This window comes from Tateyamaria armeniaca, from assembly GCF_045797845.1.
Classification (GTDB): Bacteria; Pseudomonadota; Alphaproteobacteria; order Rhodobacterales; family Rhodobacteraceae; genus Tateyamaria; species Tateyamaria armeniaca.
Genome location: NZ_JBHDIY010000002.1, coordinates 1,430,859 through 1,451,592, shown reverse-complemented (window position 1 = coordinate 1,451,592; position 20,734 = coordinate 1,430,859). Strand labels below are relative to the sequence as shown.

Below are 20,734 nucleotides of genomic sequence, written 5' to 3'. Positions count from 1 at the left end.
ATCAGTCCTCTCGCTGCGGGACGCCCGCCTCTATGTCGTAGTAATCGCCCTTGAAGGCGGTGAAGATGTGTTTGCCCGTCTTGATCCCGGTCGGCCCATCCAGCGTGCCTGACATGACCGAAGTCGCCCCGTTGTCGGCGTCACAGCGCCAGAACAGCGACGATCCGCAGACCTTGCAGAACCCACGCTCCGCTTCTGGCGAAGACTGGTACCACGCCAGTGTCTCGTCCTTCGTGATGTGCAGTTGGTCCGGACCAACCTGCGTGGCTGACACGTAGTGGCCGCTGGTCTTGCGACATTGAATACAGTGGCACCCTACAGATGGGCGCAAGTCCCCGGTCAGTTCAAACGTGACGCCTCCGCACAGGCAACTTCCCTTGACCATCATGTCCTCCCCGGCGTTGTGGCGGCGCCAAGCAGGGCGCCGTACACGATGAAACAGACTGCCATGACCCGCCGCACCCAGATGTTGAAAACCGCGCCAAGTGCCGCCCTGCCGATCCCTGCGCCAAGCGCCGTGAACCCGATGTAGCTGAGAGCCGTGATCGTGAGTGCCGTGGGCACGATCAGCCACATCTGGTCCCACACGGGCACATCGGGCTGTACGAATTGAGAAAAGGCGGCCAGATAGCCAGCGACGCTTTTGGGATTGATTGTGGCGATGGCAAAGGCGCGCAGATAGACGGATTTGCCCGATGCGGTGACGACCTGCGGCGGCTTGGTTGCGTTGATCCAGCCGCGCACACCGAGATACACCAGAAACCCCGCCCCGATCAGTTTCGCCACCCAGAACGCCGTGGGCGAGGCCGCAATCAGCGCGGTGACCCCCAGTGCAGACAGGAAGAGGAACAGACTGGCTTGCGTCAGGATCGCCAGCACCCCGATCAGTGATCGGCGAAACCCGATGGTCATCCCGTTGGCAATGCAATTGACCGCGTTGGGCCCCGGCGTTGTCACGAACACCACCCAGAACAGCGCGAATATGACCCACCCTTCAAATGACATCAGTACACCGGTGGCGCGATCACCCAGATCGCAACGGCGGGGGTGTCGTAAGGGTTCATCCAGCGAAATGACTCGCCCCGGATGCGAAAACTGTCACCCGGGCCAAGCGTGAACACCTGCCCCGCGATATCAAGGTCGAGACGCCCCGAGATCAGGTACCCGACTTCCTGCGTGGGGCGGCTGACCGGTTTTGTGATTTCGCTATGGGGCTCGAAGGTCGAGTGCACCATTTCGAAGTCGTCCGTGAGGTCGGGGGACAGCAGTTCTTCGACCAGACCGGCGGTGCGTGATCCGATGGGGCGACGTGCCGTGCTGCGCACCACGTACCCTTCCTCTTCGGCGGGGGCTGCGCCGTGGCGAAACAGGGTCGACACCGCGATGTCGAGAGTGGAGGCAATGTGGCGCAGATCGGTGATCGAGGGTTCGGACAGGTCACGTTCAACCTGGCTAAGCCAACCGACAGACCGCCCCAGCGCCGCCCCCATGTCCTGCAACGTCATCCCGCGCGCTTTGCGCAATGCGCGCAGATCAGCGCCAAGGCTTGGCCGGGAGTTGGGATGGGTTTGCAGCATCGCTTCGTGAAATTCCTTCGTCAAATTTCACGTAAATCGACCTTGCATGAAAAATCAATTCATTTTTTCACGTAGCTTGGAACACGTCCGCGAGAATTTGGCTCAAGCTGTCCGCGTCTTCGGTGGTGAAAGCATCCGGTTGATCGCTGTCGATGTCGAAAACCGCGATGAGGTCGCCAGCCCCGTTGCGCACCGGCAGAACCAGTTCGGATCGGGTCGAGGATGCGCAGGCGATGTGACCGGGAAAGGCATCAACGTCGCGCACCAATTGCACTTCTCCCATCCGCGCCGCCGCGCCGCACACGCCGCGCGAGAACGGAATCTGCAGGCAACCATGCCCACCCTGATAGGGCCCGATCTTGAGCATCTCGGGCGCAGTGACGCGATAAAAACCCGTCCAGTCAAAGCGATCATCGCTGTGATGCACTTCGCAGGCGACGGTCGCCATAAGCGCGATGGCGTCGTCTTCGCCAGCGGTCAGCGCGGCAATGGTTTTAGTGAGGTGGGTGTAGTCAGGCATGTTTCTGGTTCTTTTCGCGGGTGTTGGAGAGGATCAAACCCGTTCGATCGCAATAGCCGTCCCTTCGCCGCCGCCGATGCAGATGGCGGCAACCCCCGTTTCAGTCCCCGTTTTTCAAGCGCATTCAAGAGGGTCACCATGATCCGCGCACCTGACGCCCCGATGGGGTGACCAAGCGCGCAGGCACCGCCGTTCACGTTGACCACATCGTGGCTCAGCCCCATCTCGCGGATGAAGGCCAGTGGGACAACGGCAAAGGCCTCATTCACCTCCCACAGGTCGACGTCTTCTTTTGACCAGCCGATCCGCGTCAGCAGCTTTTGTGCCGCCGGCACGGGCGCCGTGGTAAAGAGCGCAGGCGCCTGCGCGTGGCTGGCATGGCCAAGGATGCGCGCACGGACGGTCAAACCCTGCGCCTCGGCGGCCTCTTCGGATGCAAGCACAAGCGCGGCTGCCCCGTCAGAGATCGACGAAGAATTGGCCGCCGTCACCGTGCCACCGTCCCGAAACGCAGGCTTGAGATGCGGAACCTTGTCCGGGCGTGCGGAGCCGGGTTGTTCGTCTGCCGCCACTGTCGTCGCACCCTTGCGGGATGGCACGTCTACGGGCGCGACTTCGGCGTCGAACGCGCCATCGGCGATGGCAGACTGCGCGCGCGACAGAGACGTCAGCGCGAATTTGTCCTGAATGTCGCGGGTGAATTGGTAGGTTTCGGCGCAATCCTCTGCAAACGTGCCCATCAGGCGCCCCTTGTCATAAGCATCCTCAAGCCCGTCGAGAAACATGTGATCAATGACCTGCCCGTGGCCCAACCGCGCCCCGCCGCGCATCTTGGGCAGCAAATAGGGTGCGCCCGACATGCTTTCCATTCCGCCTGCGATCATGGTCTCGGCGTGGCCCAGAGCGATCTGGTCAAAGGCCATCATCGCCGCTTTCATGCCCGAACCGCACATCTTGTTGAGGGTCGTGGCAGGCACATCTTCACCAAGGCCAGCGGCGAACCCCGCCTGGCGCGCGGGGGCCTGGCCTTGACCAGCAGGCAACACGCAGCCCATCAGAACTTCATCGACTGTCGACGCGCCCGCATTCTGCATGGCGGCCTTAATGGCGATCCCGCCCAGATGTGCGGCGGGCATGGTCGACAATGCGCCCTGAAATCCACCCATGGGCGTGCGTGCGGCACCGGCGATGATAACTGGTTTCATGAGTTCGGAATCCTTTGCGTACAGGTAGAAACACAATAGTAAGGATTGCCTCTTAGACACGCAACGTAAGCTGAAATCTGTATGAGGGCAGACATGGATCTTCGCACCCGATCAGAAGACAACCTGCAAGTGGTTTCTGTACTCGACAATCGGATCGACGCCGCTGTTGCCATCGAGTTCAAGGATGCCATGCGGGCATCGACCGAAGGTGGCAGTGACACCGTGGTTCTGGACCTCAGCGAAGTGCAGTTTATCGATTCAAGCGGGCTGGGCGCCATTGTCGCCTCGATGAAACATATGGGTGCCTCTCGAAAGCTGGCCCTGGCCGGACTGACACCGACGGTGGAAAAAGTGTTTCGCCTCACACGCATGGACAGTGTCTTCAGTGTTTTCACGACCCTTGATGGCGCCCTTGAAGAGTTGAAGACCTGATTTGCCGTTCCTTATGAAAGACCGCGCGATGTCCCTCGTTTCCAACCTGCCCGCCTTCCAGATATCCATTCAAAGTGGTGGCATGGCAGTCCGTGACGCCTTGAAGAAATTGATGGATGGGCTGAAACCCCTGTCGCTGGACGTTGAAGAGGCCGGAACGGTGGAACTGGTGATGGCGGAAGCGCTCAATAATATCGTCGAACATGCATATCCGGAAGGTGACCCGGATGGCCCCATCAACATCACCTGCAGCCACGCGCGCGATGGACTGCACATGACCGTCGTGGACAATGGCCGCGCGATGCCTGACGGTCGCACGCCGCTTGGGGCACCTGTGGAAACGGATGTGGCGTTGAACGACATGCCCGAAGGCGGGTTCGGTTGGTTCCTGATCAAGGATCTGGCCAAGGATGTTCGCTATGATCGGGTCGAGTCCGAGAACCATCTGAGCTTGCGTCTTGCCGTCGCAATCGGCTGACACCTACCAAGCGGCACATGGCAAGATCAGCGTATCCAAATCCTCAAGATTGATACAGACAGCATTGCTGGCGCCCCATGCATGTCGAGATGACAGTTCGGATGCGATCATGCCCGCAGCACCCAACTTCAGTCCTTGAACGCGACAAACACCTTGCGCATGCGCGCCCCTTTCACATTTCCCAAAAGTGCCGCGCAGCGACCACAATACTGCCTTGATCAAGCGACATACCGTCACCTGTAGCTGCATATGGCTTCCCTCGGTGTCGCGTTTAATTGCCCCCACCCAGTGCGCGGCACCGAGGAACTTACCCCCAAACAATCCAGTAGACACCGCCACCGGCACAGCTAGGTTGCGATGCACTGTGCAGATCAAAGGGGCATTCAGACATGCGTGACTTTCACTTTCCAGGCCGTTCGCCGGTTCTGGCCACGTCGGGCATGTGTGCGACGTCCCATCCCCTTGCCGCACAGACAGCCGTCGAGACGCTCAAGGCGGGCGGCAACGCCATGGATGCCGCCATCGCGGGGGCTGTGTTGCTTGGCATTTGCGAACCGCAGATGACCGGGATCGGTGGCGACTGTTTCGTCTTGTGGTCCGATGCCAGCGGCAAGATCAACGCCCTCAACGGGTCTGGTCGAGCGCCTGCGGCACTGGACGCCGCGGACCTGCGCGCGGCTGGTGAAACGGTTGTGCCGGCGCAAAGCCCTCACGCCGTGACCATTCCCGGCGCGATTGATGCCTTCTGCACCTTGTCGGAACGTGTCGGCAAACTTGGCCTCGACCGGATTCTAGCGCCAGCGATCCACTACGCAGAGCACGGGGTGCCTGTGTCCGATCGCGTTGCATTTGACTGGCAGCGCGACGCTGAGGTTTTGCAGGGCGTCGCGCGCGATCATTATCTGGTGAACGGCCACGTGCCCACGCCCGGACAGATGTTCGCCGCGCCCGGGCAGGCGGACGCCCTGCGCAAGATCGCGACTGAGGGGCGGGACGGGTTCTATTCCGGCGACGTCATGGATGACATGCTTGCTGCCGTTTCGGCCCTCGGGGGCAAACAGACGGCGGACGATTTCGCATCCGTCGCCTGTACGGACACGATTCCGATCAGCAGCACCTACAAAGGCATAGACCTTTTCGAGCATCCGCCAAACGGCCACGGTGCGACGGCCAACCTGATGCTGAACATGCTGAAACATTTCGACATTGCCGACATGGATCCATTTGGCACCCAGCGCGCCCACATAGAGGCCGAAGTGGCGAAGCTCGCCTATGATACGCGCAATCGCTTTCTGGCCGATCCGGACTATACGACGCGGCTTGACCATATGATGGCCCCGGAAACGGCGGCGGCACTGGCGGCCTTGGTCGATCCGAACCGTGCGATGCCAAACGCGACCGCATTGTCCGAACAGGTGCACAAGGACACGATCTATATCACCGTCGTTGACCGCGACGGCATGGCCGTGTCGCTGATCTATTCGATCTTCCACGGGTTCGGGTCAGGCATCGCGAGCGAAAAATACGGTATCCTGCTGCAAAACCGCGGCGCGGGCTTTACCCTCGAAGAAGGACACCCAAACGAGTTGAAGGGCGGCAAGCGCCCGATGCACACGATCATTCCGGGGATGCTGGCCAAGGATGGGAAGCCATTCATGCCGTTCGGGGTGATGGGTGGCGCGTATCAGCCAAACGGGCATGCCCGTTTCGTGACCAACATGGTTGATTTCGGGATGGACCCCCAGACCGCCATCGATGCCCCGCGCGCGTTCAGCGATAAGGGTGAGCTGAAGGTCGAGCGCGGGTACAGCGATGCCGTGCGCGAAGAGCTGTCCGAGATGGGCCACAACGTCATCATCCCCGACACTGCCATTGGCGGCGCGCAGGCGATCAAGATACACGAGTCCGGCGTTCTGGAAGGTGCGAGTGATGCACGCAAGGACGGATGCGCATTGGGGTACTGAAACGCTCGGGATGCAAACCCGCCCGTAAGGCGGACGCATCGTCCGCCCAAACCGCTCAGTTCAGCTGAAAGTGCAGCGGATACGTGCCGTCCTGAAACGGGCCAAACAGGTCCGGGATGTCCGGGTGATCCACCGGTTCACCCGAATAGTCGGCGACGAGGTTCTGTTCGGACACATAAGCCACGTAATAGCTTTGATCGTTCTCGGCCAGCAGGTGGTAAAACGGCTGTGCTTTCTTGGGGCGGCTGTCTTCGGGGATGGCCTCGTACCACTCGTCCGTATTGGAAAATTCGGGGTCCACGTCAAAGACCACGCCCCGGAAGGGGTGTTTTTTGTGGCGGACAATCTGGCCCAAGTGGTATTTTGCGCGAGTTCTAAGCATGGCGTTGCGCCCCCTACCGTCCGTGACTACACGGTGCAAGGGACATTTGTCCAATAATTGAGCGCATTTTTGCTGGAAACAGTCTGTGAACCTGACAGTAACAGTCCTTCAAATCGTTGCCCCTGTTTTCCTTCTGGCCAGCATCGGCTTTGTTTGGGTGAAAGTCGGGCTGGAGTACCGGATCCAGTTCGTGACCCAATTGGCGATGACGCTGTCGCTGCCCTGCCTGATCTTTGTCTCGCTGATGCAGACGCAAATCGATCCAAGCGCGCTGACTGCTTTGTCGCTCGCCTCGATAATGGCCTATGGCTTTGTGACGCTGGTCTTTCTGGCGCTGGTCAAGATGCTGGGCCTTGAAAGGCGGACCTACACCGCGCCGCTGATCTTTGGGAATACCGGCAATCTTGGGCTGCCACTGGCGCTGTTTGCGTTTGGTGACGTGGGCCTCAGCTATGCGATCATCGTGTTCGTGATCATGGCGATGTGGTCTTACACCTACGGCATCTGGCTGGTCGCGGGGGCCGGTTCGCTGGGCAAGGTGCTGCGCGAACCTCTGGTCTGGGGCACTCTGCTCGGCGCACTGTTCCTATGGCAGGGATGGGAGACGCCTGAATTCCTGACCAACACGCTGAGCCTTGTGGGTCAGATGGCGATCCCGATGATGCTGATCACACTGGGGGTGGCAGTCGCTCGCCTGTCGGCCAAGGGCATGGTCCGCGCCATCGGCCTGTCGCTTGTCAAACTATGCCTATGCGTCGGGATTGCCTGGGGCGTGGGTGCGTTCTTCAACCTCGAACCCATTGCCTTCGGCGTGCTGGTTTTGCAGGTTGCCACGCCCGTAGCCGTCACCTCGTACTTGCTCGCAGAAAAGTATGGTGCCGATGCCCCGTCGGTTGCCGGACTCGTGGTTGCCTCGACGCTGATGTCGGTCGCCGCATTGCCGTTGATCCTTGCTGCTGTCCTTTAACAATTCGTGATTTCCACGAGGCAGTTTTTTCGCTATGGTACCGACAAAATAAAAAACAAAAGCGAGTGAGGCAGATGAGCAGACTCTTTCGCGCTTTGGCATTGGTTCTATTGGCTGCCAGCTGTGGCGGTGGGTCGGGTACGGCCCCCAATCAGCTGGACAACGCCTGTTCCATTGTCGCAGAGCGCCCCGAATACCTGAAAGCATTCCGCACGGTGGAACGCAGGTACGGCGTGCCGGTGCACGTCCAGATGGCAACCATCTATCAGGAAAGCAAATTCATATCGAACGCCCGCACCCCTACCGCTATGCGGCGGGCGTGATCCCGCTGGGCCGTCAATCGAGCGCCTTTGGCTATTCGCAGGCTCTGGATGGCACGTGGGAAGAATACCTTGATGAGACGGGCAAACGCTCCGCCCGGCGTGACCGCATCCGCGATGCGACGGACTTCATGGGCTGGTATATGCTGGAAACCCAATCCCGACTGGGCGTGCCCGTCACGGACGCGCGCAACCAGTACCTTGCCTATCACGAGGGGCGCACCGGGTTTCGGCGCGGATCATACAACTCCAAGCCCTGGCTTGTTCGCGTCGCCGGAGAGGTTGATCAGCGCGCTAACATGTACGCCGTTCAACTCCGGTCCTGCACGTAAGGCCAGCGCCCTAGTTGTTGTTGCGACGCGGGGCGTCGAACAGGCGGTTCGACAGTGATCCGCCTGTTTTCATTTCGCCCAGAACCACAGTCGTCTGTCCGCCTCCGTCGTCATTGACGACCCATTGGCGCAGTTGCACCGGGTTGTCCGTGAACTTCATCTGGATGTTTCCGAATTCCGGGTTCTCAGGGTCTTGCGCCGTCACGACAGTGGCTGTGCCGTCAAATTCGTGCCCGACCACCATGTTTGCGCGTCCAAGGTTCACGTTGCGCGCAAGGATCAGCGAAAGCGGCGTGCGCCGCAGTGGATAGGTTTCGGGCGGTTGGTTCGATTTGGAATCCGCGATGTAAACCGCGTTGGCCGATGCGACCACCAGCGCGGTGTCCGGCGCATTATATTCGAACCGCATCTTGCCGGGGCGTTTGATATAGATATTGCCGGTGCTGACAGAGCCGTCATCGTTGATTTGCGTGAACGTCCCTTCGAGGGTTTTGAGGTCGTTCAGATAGGCCGAAATCTGGCCCAGCGGCAGTTTGTCGGCCAATGCCGATTGCCCGGCCACAAGGGCCAATGCGAGGGTTGCGATACGTGTCATGCGGATCATGAGTGGGTTACGTCCTTCAGGATCAGTGTCTTCGATCCTGATATAGAGCGGGGGGTGGTGTTATGCGATAGCAGGGGCGTTCAAACCCGGCAAAAGGGCGCTGATCCACTGACCCTGAGGGGATCCGCCGGTTTCAAAATACGCAGGTTGCGGCGCACGACACAGGGATACGCTGTGCGCCACAAATCCTGCCTAACCGTGTTCGGGCACCAGAATTTCACGCTTGCCAACATGGTTTGCACTGCTCACCACGCCCTCGTCTTCCATCTGCTCCACCAGCCGCGCGGCCTTGTTATAGCCGATGGCCAGCTTGCGCTGGATGTACGAGGTCGAGCATTTGCGATCCTTGATCACGATGGCGACGGCGGTATCGTAAAGCGCGTCTTCGCCATCCGTGTTGCCGCCAAGGCCAAGGACGGCGTCAATATTGCTTTCCTTGTCTTCGTCCGGGCCGTCCAGAACACCGCTGACATAGTCGGGCTGCCCGAACGCCTTGAGGTGGTTCACGACCTCTTCTACCTCTTCGTCCGACACGAAGGGGCCGTGGCAGCGCGTGATCTTGGCCCCGCCTGCCATGTAAAGCATATCGCCCATGCCCAGCAATTGTTCGGCGCCCATCTCGCCCAGAATAGTGCGGCTGTCGATTTTGGACGTCACCCGGAAGGAAATCCGGGTGGGGAAGTTCGCCTTGATTGTACCGGTGATCACATCGACCGAGGGGCGCTGTGTCGCCATGATCAGGTGGATACCGGAGGCCCGCGCCATCTGCGCAAGGCGCTGGATGCACGCCTCGATTTCTTTGCCGGCGACCATCATCAGGTCGGCCATCTCGTCGACGATCACCACGATGTAAGGCAGCGCCTCGGGTGCGAATTCCTCAGTTTCAAAGATTGGCTCGCCCGTGTCGTCGTCAAACCCGGTCTGCACGGTGCGGGAGAACATCTCGTCCTTGGCCAGTGCTTCGCGGACGCGGCCATTGTACCCTTCGATATTGCGCACGCCCATCTTGGACATCTTGCGATAGCGTTCCTCCATCTCACCAACGGTCCATTTCAGGGCCACAACCGCCTTTTTCGGGTCGGTCACAACGGGGGAGAGCAGGTGCGGGATGCCGTCATAAACCGACAGTTCCAGCATCTTGGGGTCGATCATGATCAGGCGGCATTCCTCGGGCGTCAGCTTGTACAGCAGCGACAGGATCATCGTGTTGATCGCCACGGATTTGCCCGAGCCCGTCGTCCCCGCGATCAGCAGGTGAGGCATCTTGGCCAGGTTGGCGACCATGCTGTCACCGCCGATATCCTTGCCCAGCGCAAGCGGCAGGCGCATGTTGCTGTCGCCAAAGTCGCGGCTGGCGAGGATTTCGCGCAAGACCACTTTTTCACGGTTTTCGTTGGGCAGTTCGATCCCGATGACCGAACGGCCGGGCACGGTGGAAACCCGCGCCGACAATGCGGCCATGGAGCGTGCGATATCGTCTGCCAACCCGATCACGCGCGAGGCCTTGAGGCCCGGCGCGGGTTCAAGCTCGTACATGGTGACCACGGGGCCGGGGCGGACCGAAACAATCTCTCCCTTCACGCCGTAGTCATCCAGCACAGATTCCAGCATCCGCGCGTTCTCTTCCAGCGCTTCGTCACTCAGGTGGTGACGTTTCACCTCGGTCGGGGTTTCCAGCAGGTTGAGTGGGGGCAGTTCGAAACCGGGATGCGTGTCCTCGAAGGCCAGCTTGGGCTGTGCCTCGGCCTGCGCGCGCGTACTCGGTTGCACCGGCTTGCGAACAGGTTGCTGCACGACACGGCGCGCTTCTGGTGCGGGCGCTGCAACAATCGGGTCCGGCATGGGTGTGTCCGGCATGACCGGTTCAACCAGATCATCCTCGTATGCGTCGGCGGCATGCGCTGTCAGCGGTGGTTCGGCGCGACGTGCAACAAGGCCGGACGTCAGGGGCGGTTCGGGTGGGAGGGCATGATGTGGCGCACCGTTCAGCAGCAGCGGGTCTGGGCCACGTCCGCGCCCCTTGGTCAGTGGGGCATTGGGGTTGGTCTGCCCTGCAGGAGCGGCGCGCAAACGGGATTTGATCACGTCCGCAATCTTGTTCCTGATCCGCGCATCACCCGGGCCATCGCCCACATCTACATCGCTATAGGTCTCAACCAGCTCCATATCCGGCATGGTCTGTACCGCAGGCTCTGCCCGTTTGATCAGGGACGGCATCCGCGACAGCAGGCTGGGTTTCGGAGCCTCAAAGTCATCATCGTAATCAGGCATCATTTCGGATTCGGCCGGAATCGAAATGGCATAGGCATCCGCCTCTTGCGAGGCCAGTTCGCGCTGTGCGCGCCGCTCGGCCTGTCGATCCTGCATGGCACGTGCGGCCTGCACGGCGCCGCTTGCCCCGCGCCCCAGAAGGGTCATCAGCCCGGCATAGGCCATCACCAGCCCGACCAGCAGGAACCGTCCAATGCGCGACACTTCCGCCTTGGTGAAGCCAAGGACAAAGGCCCCGAACACAACAATTCCGATGCCCATGGCAAGCGACATCAGCTTGACGGTGAAGGTAGATCCGATTGGCAGGGCCGTCAGCAGGAACGCCATGACCGTATCCCCGAACAGACCCCCAAGGCCAAAGCCATGTGTCGCCGCCCAGTCCGTGCCGGGTTGCAGCGTTGCCGCATAGATCGACCCAAACGCGATGGCAATCGGGGCAAAGATCAGCCGCCCAAGTGCCCGTTCGCGTCCCATATGCAGCGTGAACCGCACGCCCCATACGATCAGTACGATGGCAATGCCAAACACGCCCCAGCCCGCGATCATGAACATCGGTGCCGCCAGCGAAGCGCCCGTGCGCCCCATCCAGTTCTGCACCGGCGCATCGGTCGACGCCATCCAGTTCGGATCATGCGGCGTATAGCTGAGCATCATTGCCGCCGCCATCGCACCCACGATCAGCAGCGCAATGCCAATCAATTCGCGGCTGCGCTTTTCAATCGCGGCCTGCACATCTCTGTCAAAAAGTGGGTCACGCCGTGTCTGGTATGCCATGCCTCGTCCTTCTTTACTTATGCGGCATAGAGCGTGTCGCGAATGGCCGTCAGCCCCCGCTCCGTCTCTGCCCTTGGGGCGACCAGGGCCACCCGAATGTATGTGTCACCGGGGTTCAACCCGTCGATTTCGCGCGCCAGATAGGCACCGGGCAGCACCCGCACGCCCGTCGCCTGCCACAGCTTCAGCGCTGCTGCCTCACCGCTTTCGACCGGCAGCCAAAGGAAAAACCCGGCCTCGGGCGCAACATATCCCGGCACGTTCCCAAGGATGCGGTCAGCGGCCTCGTATTTTTCATGATAGAGCGCGCGGTTTTCGACCACGTGATCCTCGTCCGCCCAGACGGCGGCAGCGGCATGTTGCAGCGGCATGGGCAGCGGCGTGCCCGCATAGGTGCGCAATTGGCGCACCTCGCGCATCGTCTTTGGCCCCCCAACGATGAACCCGGATCGCAGCCCCGGCAGGTTCGAGCGTTTGGAGAGCGAGTGGAACGCAACAACCCGTTCAGGATCGACGCCGTCCATGCATTGCAGGATGCCCGTCGGGGGTGTGTCGCGATAAATCTCGGAATAGCATTCGTCCGCGAATACCTGGAAATCGTAGCGTTCGGCCAGCGCAATGAGGTCGCCCCAATAGGAGGCGGCGGCAACTGCCCCTTGCGGGTTGGCGGGCGAGCACATGTAGCAGGCCACCGCCCGGTTCAGGATCGCGGGTTCCACCGCGGCAAAATCCGGTAAATGCCCTGTCTCAGCCGTGGCGGGCACCAGCACAGGTTCAGCCCCTGCTGAAATCGCAGCCAGCATGTAGACTTGGTAAAATGGGTTAGGCATCAACACTACGGGGCGCTGGCCGTTCTTGTCCTCGGGGCACAGGGCCATGCCAGCATTGTAAAGCCCCTCGCGCGTGCCGTTGAGCGGCATCACGTGCACATCGGGGTCCATCGACACGCCATAGCGGCGGGTCAGCCAATCGCAAAAGGCCCCGCGCAGCTCGGGGATGCCCTCGTTAGGTGGGTAGTTGTTGAACCCGGCCGCGTGCTCTGCAATCACATCCGTCACCCACGCCGGAAAGGCGTGTTTGGGCTCTCCGATGGTCATGTGCACCACGTCACCGCCTGCAGGATGATGATCGAGCAGGGCGCGCAGACGCGGGAATGCATAAGCCGGAAGGTTCGAAAACCGCTCGGGAAACTTCATCAAACTGCCTCAGGTTCGGGATCATTCATGCCCCGTTTCCATCAAGTTACCCCAAGCGGGACTCCCACGTCCAGAAAAACCACGCCGAAAGGTCACTGGTCGTGGCAATTCGGCCAGCCCGCGTGTTTCTTCTGACAAAAAGTACCATCGGGGAGTCCGAAGGACGGGGGCGAAGCCCCCTGAAACATGGTGTCGCCGCAAGGCGGCCCTTGGATTACGCCAGTGCCGCCTCTGCCGCCGCGCCGATCCGCAACAGAGCGGCATCACAGTCCCGCGCGCCCATCAGCATGATCCCGCAGCTTGCCACGCCCGTAGGCAGGGTCAGCGCACAGATGCCCAACAGATTGCCAATCCGTGTGTTGCGCAGGGCCAGCAGGTTTTCGGTCTTGTAGTAATCCCCGTCCTCATTCAGCCGTTGCAAATTGGGCGGCAGAATCGGGGCTGTGGGTGCCAGAACCGCATCGTAACTGGCTGTTGCTGCATCCCACTCTGCGCGGGCTCCATCCAGCTTGGCCCATGCGGCACTGTAATCCGGCGCGCTAAAGGTCTTGCCCAGCCGGAACCGTTCGAGGATTTCGACATACATGGCGTCCGGATTGGCCTCAATCACGTCCCGCCATAGACCGTAGACTTCGCCCGGCAGCAGTGGCCCCGCCAGCGCCAGCGCATCAGCCACGGCAGGCACCTCCAGTTCCTCGATCAGCGCACCGGCGTCGCGCAGTCGCTCAATCGCCGTTTCATAGGCGGCGAGCGGTGCGTCGCGAACATCTTCCAGCACCGATGTTTGCAGCGCGGCAAACCTGCGCCCGTACAAGGATGCGCCGCGCAAATCCGGGATCGGCGCACCCTGCATCAGGGCTGTCAGCAATGCCGCATCCTCCACCGTGCGCGTCAGCGGCCCGACCGTATCGAATTTGAGACTGAGGGGCACGCAGCCTTCCAGTGACAGGCGCCCATGGGTTGTCTTGAGGCCAACAAGATCGTTCCACGCCGCCGGAATCCGCACCGACCCGCCCGTGTCCGACCCGATGGCCGCAGGGGCAAGACCGTACGCAACCGAGGCCGCAGCGCCCGAGGATGACCCCCCCGGCACAGCATCGGCGTCATTAACACATGGGGGCGTCGCCGTGGATGGATTGTACCCGAGACCAGAAAACGCCAGTTCGCTCATATGGGTCTTGCCCAGACAGACAAGCCCGGCAGCACTGGCGTTCTGCACCACAGCCGCATCCATATCCGGCACACGACCGTTCAGCAGCTTGGATCCAGCCTCGGTCCCCGTACCGGCAGTATCGAACAGGTCCTTCCAACTGATCGGCACCCCGTCCAGCAGCGACAGGCGCTGCCCCGCCTTGGCCCGATCAGAGGCGGCGCTGGCCTCGGCCATGGCACGGTCCCTTGTCAGGCGGGCATAGATTTGATCCTTGAGCGCATGCGCCTCGATCCGGTCGAAAAACGCGTGCACCAGATTGACCGGGTCAATTTCGCCTGCACCAATGGCCCGTCCCAGATCGCCCGCACTCTTGCTCAACCAGTCCTGCATCATCGCCTCTCCGCTGCCCGTTGCGTGACGGTAGCGACGTCGCAACGCATGGACAATCCCAAGGCACCCGCCATATTGCGCATCATGAGCAGTGACAGCGATATCCTCATCGTCGGCGGCGGGTTGTCCGGCCCGATCCTCGCCCTTGCGCTGGCCCAAAGCGGGCACAGCGTTACGGTGATCGACGCGTTGAGCGAAAAGATACGCAAGAACGCCGAGTTTGACGGACGCAGCTATGCGGTGGCGCTGACCTCGCAGCGCCTTCTGAACGGGATCGGTGTCTGGGATGCGGTGGCCGACCGCAGCCAGCCGATCCTTGAGATCAAGGTGTCAGACGGGCGCGCAGGCGAAGGCCCATCGCCGTTCTTCATGCATTTCGATCACGCCGAGATCGAGGAAGGCCCAATGGGTCACATGGTGCAGGACCGCCACCTGCGCCGCGCGCTGCTCGATGCAATGGCGGCAACTGCTGGCGTCACCCATCTGGCCGGAGAGACGGTGACCGCGCAAGAACCCACCCCCGCTGGCGTTACCGTGACCCTCGCCTCAGGCAAGACCCTGAGCGGCGCGCTGCTGGTTGGCGCCGATGGGCGCGGCAGCGGCACAGCCACCCGCGCTGGCATCAAGCGCACGGGCTGGGACTATGCCCAAACGGCCCTTGTCTGCGCCATCGCCCACGAAAAGCCGCATCATGGCATAGCCCACCAGTTCTTCATGCCCCCCGGACCTCTGGCGATCCTGCCACTGCCCGGAAATGTCAGTTCGATCGTGTGGAGCGAGCAGGCCCAGACTGCCGCCGCCTTTCACGCTTTGCCTGATGATGAGTACCTGACCATGCTCCGCCCCCGTTTTGGTGATTTTCTGGGCGAGATCAGTCTGACGGGCAGTCGTTTCACCTACCCGCTGTCGCTGTCCTTGGCGGCGCGCCTGGTTACCGATCGCACGGCGCTGATCGGAGATGCCGCCCATGGCGTGCACCCCATCGCAGGTCAGGGATTGAATGCGGGCATGCGCGATATCGCAGCACTGGCCGAGGTGATTACCGATGCAACCCGGCGCGGTGAAGACCCCGGCAGTGCCGCCGTCCTGACCCGTTACGAGGAATGGCGCCGGTTCGACAACACGGCGCTGGCGCTGGCGACGGACAGCTTTAACCGGCTGTTTTCGAATGACAACGCAGTGGTGCGGGGCGTGCGCGACCTTGGCATGGGTCTCGTCAACAAGATGCCCGGGCTGCGTCGCACGTTCATCCGCGAGGCGGCGGGATTGACGGGTGAGTTGCCACGGCTGATGCGCGGCGCACCGCTCTAGTCGATTTTGCGCGCCTCATCGACCAGCATCACGGGAATGCCATTGCGAATGGGATAGGCCAATCCGGCGTTTTCCGAAATCAACTCCTGCGCCTCGGCGTCATAACGCAGGGTGGCGTGGGTTTGTGGGCAAATCAGGGCCTCAAGCATACGACGATCTGCATTGGTGTTCATTGCAGCATGTCTCCTTCACCACCGCGCAGATCAAATTCGATCAACGTGACCAGCGTTTCACGGCGTGTGCTCAGCGACGGAGCCTCCAGCAGCGCCTGTTTGTCCTCGGGATCGAAATCCAGCATCATCGACAGCGAGTTGATCAGCAACTCGTCGTCCGCCTCTTTCAAAGTCTCCCAATCCGCAGACAGCGAACGGGCTTCGAAATAGCGGCCCAGCAAATCCAGAAAATTGTGGCGATCAAAGGCGACATCTTCTTCGGTTTTGCCCTGATCGCGTTCGAAGCCGTCCCATGCCACATCGCAGCGGCGATAGGGTGTGAACCCTTCGACTTCTTTCAGAACCCGGAAACGCGAAATGCCACTGAGTGTGATCAGGTAACGGTTGTCCTCGGTTTCGGAAAACTGGGTGACGCGGCCTGCACATCCGATGGCGTGCAGGCCGTTTCCGGCGCGCCCCGCGACCTCGTTTGGCTGCACCATGCCGATCAGTCGCCCCGGCGTTTTCAGCGCATCATCCAGCATCTGCAGGTAACGCGGTTCAAATATGTGAAGGGGCAGCCGGGAGCGTGGCAACAGCAACGCCCCTGGCAATGGAAATACCGGGATTGTGCCGGGAAGGTCAGTCACCTTTATCATACACTGCCAGCTAGCCCGCCGATGCCATCAGGCAAATATCATTGAGCTGAGGCGACGGCGGCCGTTCAGAACGATGGGGTCATTGGCCTTGAGTGCATCGAAGATTGTGAACAGTTGCGTCTTGGCGGCGCTGTCATTCCACTCACGATCCCGACGGAACAGCTCCAGCAATTCGTCGACCGCTGCCTCGGTCTCACCGCTGGCATGCAGCGCTTTGGCGAGTTCCAGGCGGGCCTCGTGGTTGTCGCCATCCGCTTCAACCGCGGCACGCAGGTCCGCAACCGGGCCTGCATCTGCCGCCTGCTTGGCCAGTTCCAGTTGCGCGTGTGCGGCGTCTAGTTCGGGCGATTTCGAGATTTCGACGGGGGCACCGTTCAGGATCGCCTCGGCCTGTTCCAGATCATCCATGGCGATGTGCGCCCGCACGAGGCCGCCATAGGCCGCTGCGTGGTCGGGTTGTTCCTCAAGGATGGCCGCCAAGGTCTGGGCGGCGTCTGCGGCCGCGCCTTCGCTCAGCATTTCTTCGGCGGCGGCGACCGCCTCGTTCAATCCGTCCTCGGGAGACTCACCACCGGATGCCTTGATCACCCGGTCGATAAAGGCGGTGATTTCGGATTTGGATTGCGCGCCCTGAAAGCCGTCGACGGGCTGGCCCTGCCAGAAGGCGTACACAGTGGGGATCGACTGGATCTGGAGTTGACCGGCGATCATCTGGGCTTCGTCCACGTTGACCTTGACCATCTTGACCGCGCCCTTGGCGGCGGTGACCGCCTCTTCGAGCATGGGGCCAAGGGTCTTGCAGGGGCCGCACCACGAGGCCCAGAAATCGACGATCACCGGCGTGGTCTGGCTGGTTTCGACCACGTCGGCCATAAAGGTGGCTTCGGTGCTGTCCTTGATCAGGTCGGCGGGGGCGGCGGCGGAGAGTCCGAGATCCATCATCGTGATCCTTCCATCTGGCTTTGGGCGTTATATGGATTGGAATGGCGGGACTGCCAAGGGGGTCTGGAGGTGTCCCACGCTGGGACAGCTTGTGGCCTGTGTAAAATCAATGGCTTACAGAGGCGCTTTAGGGATTTGTTAAGGATATAAGTGCCGGGTTGCACCGTCGACGGGCGGTGGTTCCGTGATGAGTGAGGCTTTCGCACGCTGATTGCTGGTCGGGCCACCAGAGGAAAACAACACCTGCGCGCACGTCAGAAAGACGGCGCAAAAAATGCGGTGACGCAACACAGCGGTTGGATCAGGCAGGCCCGCCAGTGTGACCGATATCCCAGAACAGACCCGTCATCAGCGTCAGCGCATCGCGACAGACGCTTTTCAAGACATGCTCGTTCGGCGCGTGCTGGGAACAACCGCGATAGGAATGCGGCACCCAGACGGTCGGCAGGCCGAGGATGTCGGCGAAGACTTCGTTGGGCAGCGACCCGGCCAGGTTGGGCAGGATATGCGGCACTTTGCCGGACGTTTCTTCGAGCGAGTGGGCGACAAACCGCACCCATGAATGATCCGGCGACAGTCGCGTGGCGCTGAAAAACGCGCGTTTGTGGGGGACGATCTGAACTGCCTCGAACCCGTGCGCATCAAGATGCCGACGCAGCGCGGGCAGGATGTCGTCCAAATCCGTTCCGACGACAAAGCGAAGCTGGCAGGCCGCTTTGGCATGGCCCGAGATCGCGTTAACCGGCGCTTCGGGCACGCCGCTTTTCATGGCGAGCACCGCAAAGCTGTTCCAGCCGAAGACGCGTTCGGCTGGTGTCAGGTCGGCTTGCCCCCAATCCTCGTCAATCTCTGGCCCACCGTCCCCCTTGAGCGGCAGATCGCGCAAAGCGAGGCGGATGTCGTCCGTCAGGCTGGTGGTCTGCCATTCGGGCACCTGTATCTGGCCGCGCGCGTCGGTGATTGTCGACAAGGCCTGCGCAAGGATCATCGCAGGATCGGCAAGCAGGCCGCCCCAATTGCCCGAATGGTGCGCGCCCTCGCGCAGATCCACGATCAGGTCGAAGGAAATGCCGCCGCGCGCGCCCATGAACATCGTGGGCGTGTCGGACTGAAGACGGGGGCCATCGGAGGCAATCAAGACGTCTGCAGCCAAAACGCCCCGGTTTGCCGCACAGAACTCAGACAGGCCGGGAGATCCCATTTCCTCGCCCATCTCGATCAGGAAACGGCTGTTGAAACCGAGCGATCCGCGCGTATCGATGACGGCCTGCAACGCCAGGATGTTGATCAGATGTTGCACCTTGTTGTCGGCGGTGCCGCGTCCATAAAGCCGGTCGCCTTCATCGACGAGGCGGAACGGGTGCAGACCGTCGCGCCACTGGTCGGTTTGCGCGCGGATCACGTCGCCATGGCCATATGTGAGGACAGTGGGCAGGGTGTCATCCTCGATACGTTCGGCCACAAGGAACGGCCCTGCGTCCTGTGCCGGGTTCGGGTGGATGTTGCAGGTGAATCCGAGCGCGTTCAGGCGCGGTATCAGCGCCTGTTCCAGATAGCGCGGAAGTTCTGCCGCCTTGTCGGGCGTCTGGCTTTCGGTTTCGTGCGCGACCAGTTCGCCCAGATCGCGGGCAAAGCTGCCTGTGTCAAAATACCGGGCAGCGGTGTTGAGGGCGGAGGCGCGTGTCATGGGGTGCTGTCAGACCGGCGGGCGCACATCGTCCGGGATCGGACAGGTATAGGGCGTCTGCTCCAAATGTTCCTGATGCGTGTCGCGTGCAGCGGCGATCAGGGGTTGGTTTTCGACCAATCGGCAGGCCGTCGCGGCCATCGCCTTGGCCGCATAGATCATGCCCTTGTGTGCGGCGGGGGCTTTGCCTTGTGCCACGGTTTGCCAAGTGTGGAAGGGCGTTCCGATGGCGCAGGTGGCGACCCGCGCCTGCACAGTGGGCACAGCCCAGCTGACGTCACCCACATCCGTTGACCCCTCGCCCCCATCGCTGTGGCGGTCGAGCGGCGCGATGAAATCGCAAAGCGCGAGGTCTTTCACCGGTTTGGCCCCGATCCGCTTGAACGTCGTGGCGATGTCGGCGGCAGTCAGGGTCGTCTGGATGTCGCGGGCAAAGGTCTGGTCGGCGTCATCAAAGGCAACGGGGCCGAGTTTTTCAAGTTCGTGCTGCATCGCTTCTTCCAAGGGGCGGTTGCCGAGGAGGTTGGAGACACCGGAAAACACCTGGCTTGTGACCTGCGTTCCGGTCATCAGCGCCGCGCCGTCGGCAATGTTGCGCACGCGCGCAACAAGGTCTGCCAGCTCGGGCAGGGAACTCGCGCGGACGAGTTGTCGTACGGTGGCCTTGGCCTGCACCACGTTCGGGGCGACCCCGCCCGCGTCGAGATAGGCGTAGTGCACCCGCGCGCTGTCGGGCATGTGTTCGCGCAGGTAGTTGACGCCGATGTTCATCAGTTCCACAGCGTCAAGCGCAGAGCGGCCCAGTTCAGGTGCCCCTGCCGCGTGCGCGGCCTTGCCATGGAAGGTGAAATCGATCCGGGTGTTGGCGAGCGATCTGGCCTCGTTCACGCCGGTGAAGGTGGCCGGGTGCCACGAGATCGCGGCGTCCACGTCATCGAACAACCCTTCGCGCACCATGTAGGTCTTGGCCGCGCCGCCCTCTTCGGCAGGGCAGCCATAGTAGCGGACGCGCCCCTTGATGCCGTTTTCGGCCATCCAGTCCTTGACGGCGGTGGCGGCGAGCAGGGCGGCTGCGCCAAGAAGATTGTGCCCGCACCCATGGCCATTGCCGCCTTCCGCAAGTGGCTGGTGCTCGGCCACGCCGGGGGCCTGGCTGAGGTAAGGGAGTGCGTCGAATTCGCCGAGGATGGCGATGACGGGGCCCTCATCCCCGGCCTCGCCGATCACGGCAGTCGGGATGCCGGCGGCGTTTTCAGTCAGCTTGAAGCCTTGTGATTGCAGCATCCGCTTGTGCTCAGCCACAGACTCGAATTCGGCGTAGAGCGTTTCGGGTGTGTCGAAGACTTGGTCTGACAATGCGATGAAATCATCGCGGTGGCGGTCGACATGGTCCCAGATCGGGTCGGCGTTTTTCAAGG

At 61.5% G+C, this 20,734-nt stretch carries 20 protein-coding genes and 2 pseudogenes; 6 read left to right on the top strand and 16 right to left on the bottom strand.

Going from position 1 to position 20,734, the window contains the following annotated elements:
* Position 1: 1 nt before the first annotated feature.
* From ACERZ8_RS07230 to ACERZ8_RS07210, 5 genes and pseudogenes are all read right to left on the bottom strand, one after another.
* Positions 2-385, bottom strand: coding sequence for a GFA family protein (locus ACERZ8_RS07230; protein ID WP_407594199.1), 384 nt, complete (start codon positions 383-385; stop codon positions 2-4).
* Positions 385-1,005: a LysE family translocator gene (locus ACERZ8_RS07225; RefSeq protein WP_407591546.1), complete on the bottom strand. Its 621-nt coding sequence runs from the start codon at positions 1,003-1,005 to the stop codon at positions 385-387. Before ACERZ8_RS07225 ends, ACERZ8_RS07230 begins: the two co-directional genes overlap by 1 nt.
* The gene (locus ACERZ8_RS07220; protein WP_407594198.1) at positions 1,005-1,577 is read right to left on the bottom strand and encodes a helix-turn-helix domain-containing protein; all 573 of its coding nucleotides are present in this window, start codon (positions 1,575-1,577) and stop codon (positions 1,005-1,007) included. Before ACERZ8_RS07220 ends, ACERZ8_RS07225 begins: the two co-directional genes overlap by 1 nt.
* A gap of 67 nt (positions 1,578-1,644) precedes the next feature.
* Positions 1,645-2,097 (bottom strand): GAF domain-containing protein, encoded by a 453-nt coding sequence (locus tag ACERZ8_RS07215; protein WP_407591544.1) that lies wholly within the window; start codon positions 2,095-2,097, stop codon positions 1,645-1,647.
* Between the two features lie 33 nt (positions 2,098-2,130).
* Positions 2,131-3,302, bottom strand: a pseudogene (locus ACERZ8_RS07210) (thiolase family protein).
* A 93-nt stretch (positions 3,303-3,395) separates the two neighbouring features.
* Between ACERZ8_RS07210 and ACERZ8_RS07205 the strand changes: the two are divergent.
* Both ACERZ8_RS07205 and ACERZ8_RS07200 read left to right on the top strand, forming a co-directional pair.
* Positions 3,396-3,734, top strand: a complete 339-nt coding sequence (locus tag ACERZ8_RS07205) for an STAS domain-containing protein (RefSeq protein WP_407591542.1) — start codon at positions 3,396-3,398, stop codon at positions 3,732-3,734.
* 28 nt (positions 3,735-3,762) lie between these two features.
* Positions 3,763-4,212: an ATP-binding protein gene (locus ACERZ8_RS07200; protein WP_407591541.1), complete on the top strand. Its 450-nt coding sequence runs from the start codon at positions 3,763-3,765 to the stop codon at positions 4,210-4,212.
* 3 nt (positions 4,213-4,215) lie between these two features.
* On the opposite strand, the gene ACERZ8_RS07195 is transcribed toward ACERZ8_RS07200, so the two are convergent.
* A complete protein-coding gene (locus ACERZ8_RS07195; protein ID WP_407591540.1) occupies positions 4,216-4,587 on the bottom strand; it encodes a hypothetical protein in 372 nt (123 codons plus the stop codon).
* Positions 4,588-4,601: 14 nt separating this feature from the next.
* Here ACERZ8_RS07195 and ACERZ8_RS07190 point away from each other — a divergent pair, with 14 nt between their 5' ends.
* A complete protein-coding gene (locus ACERZ8_RS07190; RefSeq protein ID WP_407591539.1) occupies positions 4,602-6,176 on the top strand; it encodes a gamma-glutamyltransferase family protein in 1,575 nt (524 codons plus the stop codon).
* 55 nt (positions 6,177-6,231) lie between these two features.
* On the opposite strand, the gene hspQ is transcribed toward ACERZ8_RS07190, so the two are convergent.
* Complete coding sequence (gene hspQ / locus ACERZ8_RS07185) at positions 6,232-6,558, bottom strand: heat shock protein HspQ (protein ID WP_407591537.1); 327 nt, start codon at positions 6,556-6,558, stop codon at positions 6,232-6,234.
* An 85-nt stretch (positions 6,559-6,643) separates the two neighbouring features.
* Here hspQ and ACERZ8_RS07180 point away from each other — a divergent pair, with 85 nt between their 5' ends.
* Positions 6,644-7,525, top strand: coding sequence for an AEC family transporter (locus ACERZ8_RS07180; RefSeq protein WP_407591535.1), 882 nt, complete (start codon positions 6,644-6,646; stop codon positions 7,523-7,525).
* A 74-nt stretch (positions 7,526-7,599) separates the two neighbouring features.
* Positions 7,600-8,177, top strand: a pseudogene (locus ACERZ8_RS07175) (transglycosylase SLT domain-containing protein).
* Between the two features lie 10 nt (positions 8,178-8,187).
* Here the strand turns inward: ACERZ8_RS07175 and ACERZ8_RS07170 are convergent.
* The 4 genes from ACERZ8_RS07170 to ACERZ8_RS07155 all read right to left on the bottom strand — a co-directional run bounded on the left by ACERZ8_RS07170 (position 8,188) and on the right by ACERZ8_RS07155 (position 14,565).
* The gene (locus ACERZ8_RS07170; protein ID WP_407594196.1) at positions 8,188-8,772 is read right to left on the bottom strand and encodes a LolA family protein; all 585 of its coding nucleotides are present in this window, start codon (positions 8,770-8,772) and stop codon (positions 8,188-8,190) included.
* A 201-nt stretch (positions 8,773-8,973) separates the two neighbouring features.
* Positions 8,974-11,826 (bottom strand): DNA translocase FtsK, encoded by a 2,853-nt coding sequence (locus ACERZ8_RS07165; RefSeq protein ID WP_407591533.1) that lies wholly within the window; start codon positions 11,824-11,826, stop codon positions 8,974-8,976.
* Between the two features lie 17 nt (positions 11,827-11,843).
* A complete protein-coding gene (locus tag ACERZ8_RS07160; RefSeq protein ID WP_407591532.1) occupies positions 11,844-13,022 on the bottom strand; it encodes an aminotransferase class I/II-fold pyridoxal phosphate-dependent enzyme in 1,179 nt (392 codons plus the stop codon).
* 214 nt (positions 13,023-13,236) lie between these two features.
* Positions 13,237-14,565 (bottom strand): amidase, encoded by a 1,329-nt coding sequence (locus ACERZ8_RS07155; RefSeq protein WP_407594194.1) that lies wholly within the window; start codon positions 14,563-14,565, stop codon positions 13,237-13,239.
* Between the two features lie 48 nt (positions 14,566-14,613).
* Between ACERZ8_RS07155 and ACERZ8_RS07150 the strand changes: the two genes are divergently transcribed.
* Complete coding sequence (locus ACERZ8_RS07150; RefSeq protein ID WP_407591531.1) at positions 14,614-15,876, top strand: FAD-dependent monooxygenase; 1,263 nt, start codon at positions 14,614-14,616, stop codon at positions 15,874-15,876.
* Here the strand turns inward: ACERZ8_RS07150 and ACERZ8_RS07145 are convergent.
* From ACERZ8_RS07145 to ACERZ8_RS07125, 5 genes are all read right to left on the bottom strand, one after another.
* A complete protein-coding gene (locus ACERZ8_RS07145) occupies positions 15,873-16,049 on the bottom strand; it encodes a Trm112 family protein (RefSeq protein ID WP_407591530.1) in 177 nt (58 codons plus the stop codon). The two genes, ACERZ8_RS07150 and ACERZ8_RS07145, sit on opposite strands and share 4 nt — an antisense overlap.
* A complete protein-coding gene (locus tag ACERZ8_RS07140) occupies positions 16,046-16,687 on the bottom strand; it encodes an LON peptidase substrate-binding domain-containing protein (protein WP_407591528.1) in 642 nt (213 codons plus the stop codon). Before ACERZ8_RS07140 ends, ACERZ8_RS07145 begins: the two co-directional genes overlap by 4 nt.
* 27 nt (positions 16,688-16,714) lie before the next feature.
* Positions 16,715-17,629, bottom strand: coding sequence for a thioredoxin (gene trxA, locus ACERZ8_RS07135; protein ID WP_407591526.1), 915 nt, complete (start codon positions 17,627-17,629; stop codon positions 16,715-16,717).
* A gap of 301 nt (positions 17,630-17,930) precedes the next feature.
* A complete protein-coding gene (locus ACERZ8_RS07130) occupies positions 17,931-19,316 on the bottom strand; it encodes a M20 family metallopeptidase (RefSeq protein WP_407591525.1) in 1,386 nt (461 codons plus the stop codon).
* Between the two features lie 9 nt (positions 19,317-19,325).
* Entirely contained in the window at positions 19,326-20,732 is a 1,407-nt protein-coding gene (locus ACERZ8_RS07125) for an amidohydrolase (protein ID WP_407591524.1), read from the bottom strand.
* Between the last annotated feature and the right edge of the window lie 2 nt (positions 20,733-20,734).